Consider the following 15,016-nt stretch of genomic DNA (forward strand, 5'->3'; position numbering starts at 1 on the left):
GATGTCCTTTTCATTAGGGTTATTTGCATGCCGATTTAATGAATCAGTTTCGAGGCTTTTGCTTTGCGGACCAGTCCGCTGCTGGCGCGGTTGATTGGCTTCTTGAGCACGATTCCGATGACCAGTGCGATGGCAGCGAAGATGAGCATGAGCAAGGCATCCCGGATCACGATGTCCCACAGGATGCCGCCAACGGCTTCCCGCATCATACTAATGGCATAGGTAAAGGGCAGGTACGGGTGCAGCGCCTGGAAGAATGGCGGTGTCATCTGAATCGGGAAGGTGCCGCCCGCACCCGCCAGCTGCAGCACAAGCAGCACGATGGCCATTGCTTTTCCGACATTGCCGAATACCGACACCAGAGTGTATACAATCAGCATGAAGATGGAGCTGATCAGCAGCGCAAACAGGATGAACCAGCCGGGATTCACCACATAGGTCCGGAGCAGGTAGAGGTCGCCGAGGGTGACAAACAGCGCCTGGAACAGAGCGAGGGTCAGAAAGGTTAAGTAGCGCCCGAAGTAGACCTCGATGCTGCGAAAGCTTCTCTCCTCATCATGAATATCAACGGAGAGCAGGGACACAAGCAGCAAGGCACCCACCCACAACGATAAGGTCGTGAAGAAGGGAGACATCGCGGAGCCGTAGTTCGGAATCGGGTACAGCCGATTCTCTTCCAGTGTGACAGGCTCGGCAAAAAATTGGCTTTCGAGCTCAAAATTGTTCTGAAGCAGATCGATGACTTCCTGAATATCGCCCTCAGCTTCCATCTCCCGGAGCCGGTTGGCCAGCGTTGTAATGCGAAGCTCGGCCTCCGGCAGGCGGCTCTGGGCAAGCTGCACCTCTTCTCCCCCCACTGTGAGCCCCCTCTGGGCATCCTTTAACAGGCGCTGGATGTCGGGCACGCTGGTCAGCGCCTGTGTCAGCTCATTCTGGACACGCTTGGCGGTATCGGAGCCCTTGCTGAAGGCTTTGCTTATGGCTGGACCGATCTCGCTATCGTAGCGGCTTAACAGTGTGTTGGTCAGATCTGTAATGTCATCGGCAAGTTTTTTCAGCTTAGCAACGGAATCGGCGGGTGCTTCCTCGCCCCGTTCCACCGCTTGTGTTAGGGTCTGGAGCACGGATTGCGCAGATTTCCATCTTGCCGCAATTTCCTCAAGCCTGGCGGCACCTGAAGCTGCTGCGGGGGAGACGGAGCCCAGCCGCTTAAACAATTGGCTCAGCCGAGCTGCAGCTTCAGCAGCTGTCTCGGCGCGAGCCTGGGCAGCGTTCAGGCGGTCGGCAAGCTCCTTCGGATCCATGTCGGCTTGCCCTAAAGCGTCCAGCGCCTGAGAGAGGGCACCAGTAGCTGCACCCAATACCTCCAAATCTTGACGCAAGGCAGGCTCCAGAGACTTCGAGGCACCGGCAGCCTGATTGGCGAAGTCCGCCAGTGCGCCCGCCATTTCCTTGCCCTCGGTAGCGATTCCTTCCAGGCGGGGGAGGGCGGTATGGGCTTGCTGAACGAGCTGGTTGGCCAGCTTAATATCCTCCTGAGCTGTGGTTACCGCTTCATTGAGCTCAGGAAAGCTTTTTTCAAGCCGGAACAGAAGGTTTCGCACTTTATTAATCGCAGGGAGTTGGTTCTCGATTTCAATCCCGAGCGTATTAAAAATCTCGAAGATGGTACCGTTGGCGGTTTTGATGAAGTTTTTGCTGATTTCCTCGACAACGCCGGATGCGCCCTGTGCCGTGACTTTGGGGGCAATCGCGTTAATCTTCTCGTTCGTATAGTAGAGGATCTGGGCTTTGACAGGCTCGTTGCTAAGCACCGTGCCGATACGGGCAGAGAAGTCCTCCGGAATGACAATGGCCGCGTAATCATTACCGCGCCTTACCCCCTGAATGGCGTTCTCGCTATCCTCCGTAAACCGCCAGCCCAGCTTTTCATTTTGATGGAGAGACTCCACGATTTCTTTTCCCAGATTGATCGGTTCGCCGCGCAGGGTGGTTCCTTTATCCAAGTTGGCGACAGCGATGGACAGCCCCGAAGTCTGGCCGTAGGGATCCCAGGAGGCCTCAATATTAAACCAGGCATATAGTGAAGGGAGAATGGCCAACCCGGTGATGATGACGGCTGCAGCCCAGTTTCGAACGATTCTATTTAAATCAGTAGAATAAATATGGAAAATATTCTTCATGAAAGCTCCTGTCTTGTACGTAGTTGGAGCTAGTATGCCGCCAAATCCGTGCCAAGATACGAAACAAGCTGTTCCTTTATTGCTTCCTTGAGAGAGGCCCAGTCGCTGAGCAGCCTGCGTTCATATCCGCGGCATAGATACAGCACCTGCACCCCATCTTCTGCGGTACGGCTCTGGTTCTGAATCCGGATACCGCGCTGCCTCATCTGCTGCTGAACCGACCAGGCATGATCAGAATTCCCTTTTTGCATGTATTGCAAATTTAAAATGTAGAGGTCTGCCATTTTGAGACTAAGGGTCTTCAGGATTTGAATGTCCCGCTTAAGAAGCGATTGGAGCAGGTTGTACAGGAGATAGTCTCTGATCAATGCTTCGTCTTCTTCAGAGGGCAGTGGAGGAGTTGAAGGCTTCATAAGTAACACTTCCTCATAAATGAAATACGTATAAGAACATATGTTCTAATATACACATCGTATTCGAGGATTATGCTTCGCGCAATGTATAATTTTTGGTATGTTCACGATATAGGCGTACATATCATGAATAGAGTGGATGGATATTCAACTTGAGTGTGCAATTATGTTGATGTTCATGTAATCCATGGTAAGGCAGAGCGTATCTTCCTGGGGGTGATGATGTACCGCATCACACAAGTGTTCATCCAGTAAATTCCAATGAGTACCGATGGCTGTTTAGCTAGCCTGCAATCTGTGTTATAATAATGTTAGCAGTTAACTATAACGAGAAAGAAAGGATCAGGATACCATGTGTCCCCGAAGGACGAATCCCCAAAGGACGATTTGGAAACGTTATGATCTCTCATACACATAGCTTCCTTCGTAGAGCGAAGTCGGACGTCTGAAGACAAGGACGGTCTCTCACGAAAGGATGGGAACTATGGTTCGAAGGATGAGCTCCTCCAGGTTTCCTCAGTGTAGAGATTGGCCTATGTCTGACCAATCTACTACGACAAGAGGGATCCTGTATGAGGAAAAGACAAAACACAATTATCACCATGTTGGCGATGTTGTTCGGAACGTTTTTAATGGCTTTTACGTATTATCACATTAATTTTCACAATCATTTAACCGAAGGCGGCTTTGTTGGCCTTGCGCTGCTTGGCAAATATGCACTCGATATTCCGCCGGCATTAAGTATGATCCTGATGGACATACCGGTGCTGCTGGTTGCCTTGTTTATCAAAGGCCGGAAGTTTATTTTCAATACGGTTGTTGCAGCGAGTATGTTCACTGTGTTTTACGCATTAATAGAGCGGTATTCTACGCTCGTGATTGATTTGGGCCATAATTTACTGGCAGCCGCGCTGCTGTCTGGTTTATTAACAGGCTTTGGAGCCGGTATTGTGCTCCGATTCGGTGGGGCAACAGGTGGAGACGATGTGATCTCCGTGCTCTTCAGCGAGTGGAGCGGGCTTAAGGTAGGGACGGTGTTTTTCCTGATGGATGCCGTAGTACTGCTATTATCGCTATTCTACATGCCATTGGTTGAGACTTTATACACCATATTAGCCGTATCGATTGCCGGACAAGTGATCACGATCACAGTTACGTACGGTACCGAGAAAACGGAAAAGAAACCTTTTCGGAAGGCGGTCCGTGCCCCAAGCACTCCGGTTACTCCGAAGGCAGCACAGCATACCGTTAGCGGCCGTTCATAATACGGTCCCATTAAGAGAAGCTCACCCGCATCAGGGTGAGCTTCTTTAGTATGCGGTCAGGGATGGATGTTACTTCCCCTCTTTGGGGTGATTTTCGTCCCACTCCTGCGCTTTGGCGGTGGCGATTGCGATGGCCCGACCTTCATCGTAGTCTTCCTCCAGTAAGGCATTGGCTATTTCCACCGCTTTATTCCTCACACGGGGCTCCAGATTTTTCATCGATGGCGGATAATCATTTTTGCTCCAAGGCATATTGCGATCCCTCCATTTCATTGGATTCAGTATGTACTGTATTATTACCCTGTCCTATAAAAATGAATAAACACTCTAACTCCATAAAAAAAGTACATTGTCCGTTGATTGGACAATGTACTTTGGATGTTCCTGTTTATTCAAACAGCTGCAAATATTCGCCGTAGCCTTCCTGCAACATGTCTTGCTTCGGAACAAAACGCAGTGCCGCTGAATTGATGCAGTAACGAAGTCCATTGGGTCCAGGGCCGTCGTCGAATACATGACCGAGGTGTGAGTCGCCTTTTTTGCTTCTCACCTCGGTGCGGACCATCATATGGGTGAGATCCATTTTTTCCTTGATGTTATATTCGCGAATCGGACGGGTGAAACTTGGCCATCCGCAGCCGGCATCATACTTGTCCGTAGAACTGAAGAGCGGCTCGCCCGACACGATGTCTACATAGATTCCTTCTCCGTGGTGGTCCCAGAATTCGTTGTGGAACGGAGGTTCGGTCGCATTATTCTGAGTTACTTCGTATTGTATCGGCGTAAGACGCTGTTTCAGATCCTCGGTATCGACGGGATCGGACCAGTGCTGGTCAATGAAGTCTTCGCGGCCGGATCCTTTGCGGTAGCGTTTGTAGTGGCCCGGATTTTTCTTGTGATAATCCTGATGGTATTCTTCGGCTGCATAGAAGGTGCTGGCCGGAATAATCGGCGTTACAATCGGTCCATCAAATCGTCCGCTGGCCGCTACAGCCTGCTTCGACTGCTCTGCCAGTTCTCGCTGTTCTTCTGTATGATAGAAAATAGCGGTCCGATACGACAAGCCGCGGTCATGAAATTGTCCGCCCTCATCGGTAGGATCGATTTGCTGCCAGAAGAGTTCAAGCAGCTTCTCGTATGGGAACACTTCCGGGTTGTAGGTGATTTGCACGGCCTCATAATGGCCTGTTGTATCAGAGCACACCTCTTCATAGGTCGGATTTTCCTTATGTCCGCCCGTATAGCCGGATACAACATTCAAAATGCCGGGCAGCTCATCAAAGGGAGAGACCATACACCAGAAGCAGCCTCCCGCAAAGGTAGCCAATTCGCTTGGGTTTGAACGATTACTCATATATTATCCCTCCGTCGTAATAACAATATAAATGTAAGTCTTATTATTATTATAATCATTTTTGGTTGGCGAAACCAAAATATTGCTCAATCTTCATGTTTCCTTGCCTTCAGGCGGCGGAATATCGCCAGGCCTAGAGCGGTTACCAGCATGAGTCCTGCAGCAATGGCAGCGAATATTGCCGGATGCTCGGCAAGTCCGCTGCCCATCCAAGCGTACAGGAGAATCGCAGGGATTTTACCGATGGCGGAAGCAGCTGTATATGTCCAGAAGGGAATGGAGGCCACCCCTGCATAGATATTGACGGCCATCTGCGGTATGACGGGCAGCAGCCGTGCGAGCAATATGGCTTGAAACGGACGGCGTTCCACCGCTGTGGTAAACATTTCTGCAGCCGCATATTTCCCCAGCAAGCGCCTGCCGTTCTCCTTGTACAGTGCGCGAACTGCCGCATACAGGAGAATGGCGGCTACCGTTGTGCCGAACCAAGAAATAGCTGCAGCCCAGATCGTGCCGTAAGCGTATCCGAGTACAGCGATTACGACTTTGTAGGGTGCAATAGGGAACAGGGCCAGCAGCGTGGCCAGCATCACCATCAGGAAGAGCGAGGGTTCTCCTCGAAGCCAGTCCATGATTTCTGCTCTGTATGTAAAACCTAATGCCAGGACAGCAGCATAAATTGCCGGTATAAACCATCGTTTCATTATGTCTCCTCGCTTTGCATGATAAAGCTGAATAGCATAATAATAGCAAAAAAGCGGGAATTCTGCCCGATTTTCGGTGCGGAGAGACTATGACTTTATGGAAAAAATTGAATATACAAGCGATTTTCCATATGTTATAATATGTAAAATTGAATATCCCAAAGGGGAGTAGCTTTATAAGAAAACCTATATCGTGGCCTTTTTCAAGGATGAGTGACCGCGATTCGAAGATGGGTTTTCTTGCGATATAGAGTTTAATCCAGCTCTGCTGATTACTCATAAGTTCTATATCATAAATAAAGTCGTCATGACGGGACTAACTATCCCCGGCTTTATTGGCAACGAATTTGTTGTTTAGCGAGACCTTTGCCTGATTTATTTATGAATGAGGTGAAGGTCTCTTTTTGCGTTCAAAAAACGCTGTAGACCTTATAAATTAAGGTAACAGCATTTTTTTTGGATGGAGGGCATTCGCAGGTGGAAACCTAAAAGAAATCAAAGAAAGGGTGGGAGAAGCATGGATTTGATGTCGGTGGAATTTTGGACGGCACTGCTGTCGATTATCCTCATTGACCTGGTGCTGGCAGGCGATAATGCCATTGTTATCGGACTTGCGGCTCGTAATGTCCAGAAAGAAGACCAGAGGAAGGTTATCCTGTGGGGTACCGTTGGTGCGATTGTCATTCGGATTGTGGCTACACTTCTCGTTGTACAGCTCCTAATGATTCCCGGCTTGCGCCTGATCGGCGGCATTGCGCTGCTGTGGATCGCTTACAAGCTGCTGGTGGATGAGAAACAGCATGAAATATCTGCCGGCAACCAAATGTGGGCAGCAATCCGTACGATCATCATCGCGGACGCCATGATGGGACTCGATAACGTCCTTGCGGTAGCCGGAGCAGCGGGTGAAAGCTTCATGCTCGTCATTATCGGACTTGCAATTTCTGTTCCCATTATGGTGTGGGGCAGTACCATTATCCTGAAGCTGACAGATCGCTTTCCAATCATTATTACCATCGGTGCAGCGGTGCTTGCATGGACAGCATCGAAGATGATCGTAGCAGAGCCCATGATTCATGACTGGTTCTCAAATGACTTTCTGAAGTACGGTTTTGAAATTCTGGTCATCGCCATTATCATTGGTGTTGGAACTTGGATGAAGAAGAAGAATGAGGACAAAGCGAAGAGGAATCCGGTCCATGTAAAGATGGTCGATTAGCTTTGGTTTTGTATAGGGTGCAATAAGCGGTATAATATCTTCATGGACGAAAGGAACGACAAAGAAGTTCCCATCGCATGAGGAGGAGTTATTACATGGAGTCAGCAGCCGGAAAATCCATGGAAGAACGGATTGCGGAATCGTACCGCCAGGATGAGGATATGATGATCCTCGTATTTGCCCAGTGGTGCGTGAATCACGGTCTGGATCCAGCCGAACTTTACCGCAAAGCATATCCGAGTCAGCCCGCCAACGATCAGTTGACCCGGGTTCTGGCATTAACGGTGCCTAAGGAAGAAGCGGGTGAGATACCGGATCAGACCCTGCTTGGAGTGCTTTCATTATTCGGAAACGAGGATTTGGCGATCGTTGTCTCTGAGGCAGTAGCCACATTTGGTGCCGATAAGAAGTAAGCGTGAACTCATGGCATATCTTACATGTGATCTTAGGCAAAAGCGGGTCGATCAAGGAGAAAACCTTGGTCGACCCGCTTTTTTATGGTCAGAATGGCTCATTAATTTGACGTTCGGCTGGCCATCCGGAATTGTTTAGGCGAAACACCGAATCGCGAACGGAAAACACGGTGAAAATAAGTGTAGTTGGCAAAGCCGGAGGTTTCGGCTACATCCTCCAGCGAAAGAGGACTGAACACAATCCGTTCCTTGGCCATGCTCAGACGCACGTCCATGGTGTATTGCATGATGGTTGTACCGAATGCCTCCTTGAACAGATGAACCGCACGGGAGACGCTGATCCCGACATGGGCGGCAACATCCTCCAGCTTGAACATCGAGGAGGCATTCTCTTCAATATAATTCTTCATGCGATAAGCAAGATACGTCTTGGGCGTCGTCGAAGGCTGCTCCGACAGCAGACGGTCCACTTCGAGGCACAGAATGCGCACTGTATAATCGGAGATTTCCGGATAAGGATCGGATACGCGCCGCTGCTCCAGCAGGATTTGCCTGAACAGACCCAGGTAGCGTTCTTCGAGCGGAACACGGATTTTGGTGGGCCGTTTCTTCGAATTCCACCATGCATCAGCCCAAGGCCCTTTGAAAAAAATATGATAATCCCCGCTTTCAATGGTTAATTCTCCCAAAGCGTTGTATTCATCATCAATTCGGAGCTCGTATGGCTGTCCGGGAGTGAAAATCAACAGATCTCCGGCCTCAACGAGCGATAGTTTATCATCGATTTTCGCGCGGCATTTTCCGTCGGTCTGCCATCGCATTAAGTAGGTATCAAAACCGTCCGCCAGGGACATCTTGAAAGGTTTGCGGTGAAAAGAGAAATCTGCTGCTACGACTTGGTTGGAAAGATTTGAATCCATTGCTAAAGTCCCCTTTGAAGAATAAGAAAATAATGACCAGATTGTTCATGTTTTAATCATATTCTTCATTTTAAACGAAAGCATAAAAGAATACCATTGTACTAGTCTAGAGCACATCTAAACACTCAAGGAGTGACAGCGATGAAAAAAATGAAAGCAGGTATAATTGGCTGCGGAAACATCAGCGGCATATACTTCACGAACTTAAAGAACAGCCCTTGGGTTGAAATCGTGGCATGTGCTGACCTTATTATCGAAAACGCGAAAGCGAAAGCTGATGAGTTCAACATCCCGAACGTGTATACCGTTGAGGAGATGCTCGCACAGACTGATATTGAGTTCATTATTAATTTGACCATTCCGTCAAGCCACGCCAATGTTGATATTGCCTCCCTGGAAGCAGGTAAGCATGTTTACAGTGAAAAGCCGCTGGCTATTACCCTTGATGAAGGCCGCCGTGTGCTGAATCTTGCGGATCAAAAAGGCCTTCGTGTCGGCTGCGCACCCGATACTTTTCTGGGATCCGGTGTACAAACGGCTAAAGCGGCCATTGAATCCGGCCTGATTGGCAGGCCTATCGCTGCTACGGCATTCATGATGGGTTCCGGTCCGGAGGCCTGGCATCCGAATCCTGAATTTTTCTACGCGTCGGGTGGAGGACCCATGATGGACATGGGGCCTTATTATGTATCGGCCTTGGTTGAGCTGCTGGGTCCTGCAAGCCGGATCAGCGCATCCACAGGCATTCAGATTCCCGACCGCGTTGTCGGCTCCGGCCCGCTGGAGGGAAAACCGATAACAGTGCAAACACCGACGCATTTAGCCGGAACGATGGATTTTGAGAACGGTGCCATTGCGACCATGATTACAAGTTTTGATATCTTCGGCGGTTCTGGACTGCCATGGCTTGAAATCTACGGTACCCAGGGAAGTCTTAGTTTGGGTGATCCCAATTTCTTCAATGGAGAGGTAAAGCTTCGTAAACCAGGCTCCGAAGAGTGGGAATTGCTGGATCCTGTATTCGAATGCGGCAAGAATGAGCGGGGTCTGGGCATTGATGACATGATTCAATCGATCCATGAGCAGAAGGACCACCGCGTCAGCGCTCGCTTGGCTTACCATGTGCTGGAGATCATGCAGTCATTTCAGCAGTCGTCGCTTGAAGGCAGACATATTGTTCTGCAAAGCACATACCGTTACGGCAGACTTCCATCGCCGCAGCAGGCAGAATCTGCTGAAAATGGCACTGTGAGTGACTGAATTGCGAGCAGGCAGGTCCTGGTTTTCTCGTATGTATCCATGAGCCTTTAGCGAACTGGCAGCCCGGCTTCTATTCTTGTAAACTGGTTATGAAGTACTTGCAAACCAGCTTCTGACGGATTTGGCAGGAATGAATTCTTGGCAGCAATCCGCATGAAAGCGTTGCAATAATATTTGGAGTGTATCCAAAATTAACAGATGCGTATGGGAGGAAATGGACATGTCGAAAACATTGAAGATCGGAATCATCGGTTGCGGGGGAATTGCCAACGGCAAGCATATGCCAAGCCTGAAGAAGCAGGCACAGGCAGAAATGGTAGCTTTCTGCGACATCGTAGAAGAGCGTGCGCAAAAAGCAGCCGATGAGTACGGAGTCGAAGGTGCCAAAGTATATACGGACTTCAGAGAGCTGCTTCAAGACGGCAGTATTGATGTCATCCATGTATGTACGCCAAACGATTCCCACTCTGAAATTACGGTAGCCTCTTTGGAAGCCGGTAAGCACGTTATGTGCGAGAAGCCAATGGCCAAGACGGTATCTGAAGCCAAGGCGATGCTGGACGCTGCAGAGCGTACCGGAAAAAAACTTACCATCGGTTACAATAACCGTTTCCGTGACGATAGCATGTATTTGAAAGGAATCTGTGAAGAAGGCGAGCTCGGCGAGATTTATTACGGTAAAGCACTTGCCATCCGCCGCCGTGCCGTTCCGACTTGGGGTGTATTCCTTGATGAAGAGAAGCAGGGCGGAGGACCGCTGATCGATATCGGTACCCACGCGCTGGACTTGACGCTGTGGCTGATGGACAACTACAAGCCGAAGAGTGTGCTTGGATCAACCTTCCATAAGCTGGGACATCGTGAGAATGCTGCGAATGCGTTCGGTCCTTGGGATCCGAAGGAGTTCAAGGTAGAGGATTCAGCGTTCGGATTCATCACCATGGAGAACGGTGCAACGATTGTTCTGGAATCCAGCTGGGCGCTTAACGTTGTTGAGACTGGCGAAGCCAAGGCCGTTCTGGCAGGTACTGAAGGCGGAGCTGACATGAAGGACGGTCTGCGCATTAACGGGGAGAAAATGAGCAGACTGTATGAAACCAAAGTGGATCTGAATGCTGGCGGTGTGGCGTTCTACTCCGGTTCCAAGGAAAGCGACGCAGACCGCGAGGCCAGAATGTGGATTGAAGCCATTATTGAAGATAAAGACCCTGTCGTTAAGCCGGAGCAGGCTTTTGTGGTAACGCAGATTCTGGAAGCGATTTATGAATCAGCCAAGACAGGAAAAGCCGTTTATTTCGATAATTAAGGACCTGACAAGAAATACAAATACAAAATGAAAAACCAGGAGGTACACAATGAAATTAGGCGTATTTATGGTATTGCTGAGCGGACGTAAGCTGGAGGATGCTTTGGATTATGTTGCATCCAAGGGTCTTAAAGCGGTTGAGATTGGAACTGGCGGTTACCCGGGCAATGCACATTGCAACCCTGCAGAGCTGCTTGAAAATGAAACAGCACTGAAAAACTTCAAGAACGCGGTAGAGTCCCGCGGGTTGATCATTAGCGCACTGAGCTGTCACGGCAATCCGCTCCACCCGCAAAAGGCAATCGCTAAAGAGTTCCACGATGTGTATGTAAAAACGGTAGAGCTTGCAGAGAAGCTGGAAGTGCCTGTCGTTAATACTTTCTCCGGTTGCCCGGGCGATCATGAGGATGCTAAATATCCGAACTGGCCGGTAGCACCTTGGCCTAACGACTACCAAGAGATTCTGACTTGGCAGTGGGACAACAAGGTCATTCCTTATTGGACCGAGTGGGGTAAATTCGCCGCTGATCGTAACGTTAAAATCGGTCTTGAGCTGCACGGCGGCTTCTCGGTTCATACGCCAGGCACACTTCTCAGACTGCGTGAAGCAGCGGGTGAAGTCATTGGTGCGAACCTTGACCCGAGCCACATGTGGTGGCAAGGAATTGATCCTGTTCAAGCGATTCAAATTCTGGGCCGCGAGGGAGCTATTCATCACTTCCATGCGAAGGATACAAGCATCGATCCGATTAACGTGAACAAGCACGGTCTGACCGATATGCAGTCTTATGAAAAAATGCTGGACCGTGCATGGCAGTTCCGCAGCGTTGGTTATGGACATGATGTGAAGGAATGGGCAGACATGATGAGTGCCCTGCGTCTGGTTGGATATGACTATGTAGTAAGTATTGAACATGAAGATGGGCTGATGTCCATCGAAGAAGGCTTCTCCAAAGCGGTGCAAAACCTTCAGCAAGTGCTGATCGAAGAGCCGCTCGGAGAAATGTGGTGGGTCTAACATCTTAGGGCAACCTAGCGAATACGCAATTAGGGGGAACAGCAACATGCTTAATGTAACCATATGGAATGAGTTCGTACACGAGAAGATCCATGATGAGGTTCGGAGTGTATATCCGACAGGGATTCACACAGCCCTGGCGGAGGGTCTGCATAATCCGGATTTCATCATCAGAACGGCAACGCTGGATCAGCCAGAGCACGGGTTGACTGAGGATGTACTGGATTCGACTGATGTGCTGCTGTGGTGGGGGCATATGGCTCATGACCAGGTTAGTGACGAGATCGTCAGCAAAGTCGTTAAGCGCGTGCTGGACGGTATGGGTCTGATCGTTCTTCATTCGGGGCATTTTTCCAAACCGTTCAAAGCGTTGATGGGAACGAGCTGTGATTTGAAATGGCGCGAAGCCGGCGAGCAGGAAATTATCTGGAGTGTAAATCCAACGCATCCGATTGCGGCGGGAATTACGGGTCCTATCATGATCGAGCATGAGGAAATGTACGGGGAGTTCTTTGATATTCCAGCCCCGGATGAGCTGGTATTTGTCAGCAATTTCGAAGGCGGCGAAGTTTTCCGCAGCGGCTGTACGTTCAAGCGCGGTCATGGGAACATTTTCTACTTCCGTCCGGGACACGAGACCTATCCAACTTACTACAATCCCGAAGTACTGAAAGTGATAACCAACGCTATCAACTGGGCTCATTCAACTGCAGGTAAGCAAACATTCGGCAACAGCCAGCCTGTTCGTGCGCTTCCAGTACTAGTCTAAGCCTTTTATACAAGCGTACTTAAGTAAACACAACGACGAGTCGTTCAAGGATCTGTCCTTGTTCGGCTCGTTTTCCAGTTGCGGCGGCAGAATCGTAAATTTTTTTGGAGGCTAGGGATAGAATATACGTAAGTATGGGGTATTGTATGTTATACAAGAAGGGGGCTGTACGCATGAATGAAGTACAAAGCGCACCTGTCGATCCCACCATTATCGCCATATGCCAGGCCAGGCTGGCTCATCAACCTGTTGAGGGTTTTCTGCTGGGGAGAGGAACAAGCTCCGCAGCCGTGATGTTTGTTGGAGAAGCGCCCGGGGCCCATGAGGTTTTGGAAGGAAGACCTTTTGTAGGGCAGGCCGGTCAGGAGATGAATGCTTATCTGGAGCGACTGAACTTGACGCGGGAGCAAGTGTATATTACCAGTGCCATGAGAAGCAGGCCCTATAAGGAGAAGGTGATCGTGCGGGCGTCCGGTGAGAACATCATCAGCCGTTCGAACCGTACACCCACCAAAGCGGAAATTTTGGCGCATGCGCCCTTGCTGGATGAAGAGATCAGATGGGTCCGGCCGAAGATCATCGCTCCCATGGGAAATACCGCGCTGCATCGGCTGATCGGAAGCCATGAAACGGTGACATCGCTGCATGGAAAGCTGATCGAGGGCCCTGTACAACAGGCGATTAGCCTGGAGGATGCTTCGGCTGGATATAGGTTCTCAACCGAAACCTATATGATTTTTCCTCTGTTCCATCCAGCTGCGGTACTGTATAATAGGAAATTATCCCGTTTGATCGAGTCCGATTTGGATATATTGGCTCGGATGATTTCAGGATAAGTGCTGATTTTCTGGGAAAAAGGGGCTAGGTGGTTTTCAGCTTCTCGAAAATATGCTAAAATGAAACATACTTACAATTCGTAAGTTTTGCAAGAATTATGGTTTAGTTTATTGAGTTTCTATAAACAAGGTGACTTCGTAAAGAGGTGAAGAGATATGGAAGTTACAAATGTTACGATGTGTCCCCGTTTTGAATCTGCGTTTTCTTTTCTGGGCAAACGGTGGAACGGTTTGATTATTCAGACATTGATGAGCGGGCCTAAGCGCTTTAAGGATATTTCCAATTTGATTCCGTCCATGAGTGACAAAATGCTCTCGGAGCGGATGAAGGATTTGGAGTGCGAAGGCATATTGATTCGTCATGTCTATCCGGAAACGCCGGTACGTATCGAATATGAACTAACTGAAAAAGGGAATGCACTTCGTCCGGTAATGGAACAAGTGGCTTCCTGGGCAGAGCAATGGGTCGAAAGATGAGTCATCTTAAGATCCCCGTTGACGATTAAACCCTGGCATGAGATAACTCATTTCAGGGTTTTTTTTCAAAATTTGAAGTATGATTTTTTTACAATGAAGCAAGATATGTGGACATGCACCAATCCGATGCACCTGCTATATGATGTATATAACCCAGCGGTAAATCAAGGAGGCGAGCCCATGATCAAGCGAACGTATATCTCCCATTTTCATTATGGACAAGAGGATATCTCAGAACTTGAAAACGCTTCAATGCAAGTCCTTCATATTTTTGAGAAGACCAAGCGGATGCTGAGTCAGTATTTGCCCGAGCCGCTGTGGTTGGCTTTATCCGGAACAAGCCCAGAATCGGCGGATGCCGTCAGCCGGAATTGCAGCGATGTGAACGACATGTTTCAGAAATGGGTGAAGGGTCCCCGTGGATGGAAATTCATCGGTTATGAAACGGATAAATCAAAAACAACCGGCGGGCAGGATAAGGGGCGTCTGGGCAGATTTCTGCAGATGATAATCTGGTCCCATTATGAGAAGATTGCAATGCTCCATCCATTTCTCGGCAGTGAGCCGTTTTTTGACGGGGAGGAGCTGGATGTGATTGCTGCTTATTTTGTGCCGACGTACATCAGTGCCGAACCCTTGTTGCAGCAAGGGAAGACGTTCAAGGCTATTCAAGGTGGCGTCATTTTGTATCAGGAACATATTCAGGCACCGGCTGTCATTATGCAATCGGGCAGTGACTGGCTGGAGGGAAACTGGATGACGGGTGTGGATTTGGATGCGAAGGGGTTTGCCGGGATCCGGCCTTATCTGAAAGTGCCAAGCGGAGAACGAGCCTATATGGAGGCTCAGATCATATAACATAGATAAACACACCCTCTA

The 15,016-nt window shown here is 49.3% G+C and carries 16 protein-coding genes; 10 read left to right on the forward strand and 6 right to left on the reverse strand.

Features of this window, described 5'->3' with window-relative positions:
* Window positions 1-35: 35 nt before the first annotated feature.
* Together M2277_RS11525 and M2277_RS11530 are read right to left on the reverse strand one after the other, a co-directional pair.
* Window positions 36-2,183, reverse strand: a complete 2,148-nt coding sequence (locus M2277_RS11525; RefSeq protein WP_036636705.1) for a YhgE/Pip domain-containing protein — start codon at window positions 2,181-2,183, stop codon at window positions 36-38.
* A gap of 29 nt (window positions 2,184-2,212) precedes the next feature.
* Window positions 2,213-2,596 carry a YhjD family protein gene (locus M2277_RS11530; protein WP_006209318.1) on the reverse strand — a complete coding sequence of 128 codons (384 nt, stop codon included), beginning with the start codon at window positions 2,594-2,596 and terminating at the stop codon, window positions 2,213-2,215.
* Window positions 2,597-3,168: 572 nt separating this feature from the next.
* On the opposite strand from M2277_RS11530, the gene M2277_RS11535 reads away from it, so the two are divergent.
* Window positions 3,169-3,861, forward strand: a complete 693-nt coding sequence (locus M2277_RS11535; protein ID WP_280754803.1) for a YitT family protein — start codon at window positions 3,169-3,171, stop codon at window positions 3,859-3,861.
* A gap of 69 nt (window positions 3,862-3,930) precedes the next feature.
* On the opposite strand, the gene M2277_RS11540 is transcribed toward M2277_RS11535, so the two are convergent.
* The 3 genes from M2277_RS11540 to M2277_RS11550 all read right to left on the reverse strand — a co-directional run bounded on the left by M2277_RS11540 (window position 3,931) and on the right by M2277_RS11550 (window position 5,919).
* On the reverse strand, window positions 3,931-4,113 hold the full coding sequence (locus M2277_RS11540) for a DUF2188 domain-containing protein (protein WP_006209320.1): 183 nt from the start codon (window positions 4,111-4,113) through the stop codon (window positions 3,931-3,933).
* Window positions 4,114-4,249: 136 nt separating this feature from the next.
* A complete protein-coding gene (gene msrA, locus M2277_RS11545; RefSeq protein ID WP_040680496.1) occupies window positions 4,250-5,215 on the reverse strand; it encodes a peptide-methionine (S)-S-oxide reductase MsrA in 966 nt (321 codons plus the stop codon).
* 86 nt (window positions 5,216-5,301) lie between these two features.
* Entirely contained in the window at window positions 5,302-5,919 is a 618-nt protein-coding gene (locus tag M2277_RS11550; RefSeq protein WP_006209322.1) for a TVP38/TMEM64 family protein, read from the reverse strand.
* A gap of 517 nt (window positions 5,920-6,436) precedes the next feature.
* Between M2277_RS11550 and M2277_RS11555 the strand changes: the two genes are divergently transcribed.
* Both M2277_RS11555 and M2277_RS11560 read left to right on the forward strand, forming a co-directional pair.
* The gene (locus tag M2277_RS11555) at window positions 6,437-7,138 is read left to right on the forward strand and encodes a TerC family protein (protein WP_006209323.1); all 702 of its coding nucleotides are present in this window, start codon (window positions 6,437-6,439) and stop codon (window positions 7,136-7,138) included.
* 95 nt (window positions 7,139-7,233) lie between these two features.
* On the forward strand, window positions 7,234-7,551 hold the full coding sequence (locus M2277_RS11560) for a hypothetical protein (protein WP_006209324.1): 318 nt from the start codon (window positions 7,234-7,236) through the stop codon (window positions 7,549-7,551).
* A gap of 101 nt (window positions 7,552-7,652) precedes the next feature.
* Here M2277_RS11560 and M2277_RS11565 read toward each other — a convergent pair whose 3' ends face one another.
* Window positions 7,653-8,471, reverse strand: a complete 819-nt coding sequence (locus tag M2277_RS11565) for an AraC family transcriptional regulator (RefSeq protein ID WP_006209325.1) — start codon at window positions 8,469-8,471, stop codon at window positions 7,653-7,655.
* A gap of 141 nt (window positions 8,472-8,612) precedes the next feature.
* Here M2277_RS11565 and M2277_RS11570 point away from each other — a divergent pair, with 141 nt between their 5' ends.
* From M2277_RS11570 to M2277_RS11600, 7 genes are all read left to right on the forward strand, one after another.
* Complete coding sequence (locus M2277_RS11570; RefSeq protein WP_280754804.1) at window positions 8,613-9,731, forward strand: Gfo/Idh/MocA family protein; 1,119 nt, start codon at window positions 8,613-8,615, stop codon at window positions 9,729-9,731.
* Between the two features lie 220 nt (window positions 9,732-9,951).
* The gene (locus M2277_RS11575) at window positions 9,952-11,037 is read left to right on the forward strand and encodes a Gfo/Idh/MocA family protein (RefSeq protein ID WP_006209327.1); all 1,086 of its coding nucleotides are present in this window, start codon (window positions 9,952-9,954) and stop codon (window positions 11,035-11,037) included.
* Window positions 11,038-11,086: 49 nt separating this feature from the next.
* Window positions 11,087-12,055: a sugar phosphate isomerase/epimerase family protein gene (locus tag M2277_RS11580; RefSeq protein ID WP_006209328.1), complete on the forward strand. Its 969-nt coding sequence runs from the start codon at window positions 11,087-11,089 to the stop codon at window positions 12,053-12,055.
* Window positions 12,056-12,101: 46 nt separating this feature from the next.
* Window positions 12,102-12,824, forward strand: coding sequence for a ThuA domain-containing protein (locus tag M2277_RS11585; protein WP_006209329.1), 723 nt, complete (start codon window positions 12,102-12,104; stop codon window positions 12,822-12,824).
* 173 nt (window positions 12,825-12,997) lie between these two features.
* Complete coding sequence (locus tag M2277_RS11590) at window positions 12,998-13,660, forward strand: uracil-DNA glycosylase (protein WP_280754805.1); 663 nt, start codon at window positions 12,998-13,000, stop codon at window positions 13,658-13,660.
* A 156-nt stretch (window positions 13,661-13,816) separates the two neighbouring features.
* Window positions 13,817-14,137, forward strand: a complete 321-nt coding sequence (locus M2277_RS11595) for a winged helix-turn-helix transcriptional regulator (protein ID WP_006209331.1) — start codon at window positions 13,817-13,819, stop codon at window positions 14,135-14,137.
* Between the two features lie 180 nt (window positions 14,138-14,317).
* The gene (locus tag M2277_RS11600) at window positions 14,318-14,995 is read left to right on the forward strand and encodes a hypothetical protein (RefSeq protein WP_280754806.1); all 678 of its coding nucleotides are present in this window, start codon (window positions 14,318-14,320) and stop codon (window positions 14,993-14,995) included.
* Window positions 14,996-15,016 lie beyond the last annotated feature (21 nt).

Source organism: Paenibacillus sp. LBL (genome assembly GCF_029893715.1).
Classification (GTDB): Bacteria; Bacillota; Bacilli; order Paenibacillales; family Paenibacillaceae; genus Paenibacillus_AQ; species Paenibacillus_AQ glucanolyticus.

Excerpts from the sequence above, each read along its gene's own strand:
- M2277_RS11525 (WP_036636705.1), bottom strand. The coding sequence starts at position 2,183 with ATGAAGAATATTTTCCATATTTATTCTACTGATTTAAATAGAATCGTT.
- M2277_RS11530 (WP_006209318.1), bottom strand. The coding sequence starts at position 2,596 with ATGAAGCCTTCAACTCCTCCACTGCCCTCTGAAGAAGACGAAGCATTG.
- M2277_RS11535 (WP_280754803.1), top strand. The coding sequence starts at position 3,169 with ATGAGGAAAAGACAAAACACAATTATCACCATGTTGGCGATGTTGTTC.
- M2277_RS11540 (WP_006209320.1), bottom strand. The coding sequence starts at position 4,113 with ATGCCTTGGAGCAAAAATGATTATCCGCCATCGATGAAAAATCTGGAG.
- msrA (WP_040680496.1), bottom strand. The coding sequence starts at position 5,215 with ATGAGTAATCGTTCAAACCCAAGCGAATTGGCTACCTTTGCGGGAGGC.
- M2277_RS11550 (WP_006209322.1), bottom strand. The coding sequence starts at position 5,919 with ATGAAACGATGGTTTATACCGGCAATTTATGCTGCTGTCCTGGCATTA.
- M2277_RS11555 (WP_006209323.1), top strand. The coding sequence starts at position 6,437 with ATGGATTTGATGTCGGTGGAATTTTGGACGGCACTGCTGTCGATTATC.
- M2277_RS11560 (WP_006209324.1), top strand. The coding sequence starts at position 7,234 with ATGGAGTCAGCAGCCGGAAAATCCATGGAAGAACGGATTGCGGAATCG.
- M2277_RS11565 (WP_006209325.1), bottom strand. The coding sequence starts at position 8,471 with ATGGATTCAAATCTTTCCAACCAAGTCGTAGCAGCAGATTTCTCTTTT.
- M2277_RS11570 (WP_280754804.1), top strand. The coding sequence starts at position 8,613 with ATGAAAAAAATGAAAGCAGGTATAATTGGCTGCGGAAACATCAGCGGC.
- M2277_RS11575 (WP_006209327.1), top strand. The coding sequence starts at position 9,952 with ATGTCGAAAACATTGAAGATCGGAATCATCGGTTGCGGGGGAATTGCC.
- M2277_RS11580 (WP_006209328.1), top strand. The coding sequence starts at position 11,087 with ATGAAATTAGGCGTATTTATGGTATTGCTGAGCGGACGTAAGCTGGAG.
- M2277_RS11585 (WP_006209329.1), top strand. The coding sequence starts at position 12,102 with ATGCTTAATGTAACCATATGGAATGAGTTCGTACACGAGAAGATCCAT.
- M2277_RS11590 (WP_280754805.1), top strand. The coding sequence starts at position 12,998 with ATGAATGAAGTACAAAGCGCACCTGTCGATCCCACCATTATCGCCATA.
- M2277_RS11595 (WP_006209331.1), top strand. The coding sequence starts at position 13,817 with ATGGAAGTTACAAATGTTACGATGTGTCCCCGTTTTGAATCTGCGTTT.
- M2277_RS11600 (WP_280754806.1), top strand. The coding sequence starts at position 14,318 with ATGATCAAGCGAACGTATATCTCCCATTTTCATTATGGACAAGAGGAT.